This is a genomic window from Vibrio sp. OPT46, from assembly GCF_015163535.1.
GTDB classification, from domain to species: domain Bacteria; phylum Pseudomonadota; class Gammaproteobacteria; order Enterobacterales; family Vibrionaceae; genus Vibrio; species Vibrio alginolyticus.
Genome location: NZ_JADDYG010000723.1, coordinates 1 through 485 on the forward strand (window position 1 = coordinate 1; position 485 = coordinate 485).

Annotated in this window: 1 pseudogene; it reads right to left on the reverse strand. The window is 38.6% G+C overall.

Annotated features, from left to right (window positions below):
- A pseudogene (locus IQR33_RS25725) lies at positions 1-171 on the reverse strand (DNA ligase); the annotation flags it as partial.
- Positions 172-485 lie beyond the last annotated feature (314 nt).

The following is a 485-nucleotide window of genomic DNA, read 5'->3' on the forward strand; positions in this document are numbered from 1 at the left end:
CCAATAAGCGCGAACACCATCAAGTTTTTCGCTATACCAATATTCAGACACATCAATGCCATCCTGATAGCTTTGTGCAAGAGAAACTGGTGGTGCGAAAGACGTATCCGCTTGAGGCTGTGAAGACGCTGCCATAACAGCCAGCGCAATTAATGTCATTTTTAATGGCATAAGAAGACCTTGTACAAAAAATCGTCTTTATTGAAACGTAAGTCCTCTCGATGACCTATTTATTACTAGTTGTTCTTCGACTCATAACAATCAACATTAGTAATAATTTGCAAAGATAATCATAAACTTTAGACAGGTTTTGCATTTAGTCGTTACACGTTATTCACTTAAGGCGGATGGTTCGTCAATCGAGTTGGAATCTAATCATGACGAGATCCCCCGCTCTAATGACTTCTTTAGGTTCAACACCTCTTATAAGCAAACCATTTCTCTGTGCATTTTTGATTCTCAATTTGAGAATCAGTCCTTTCTCA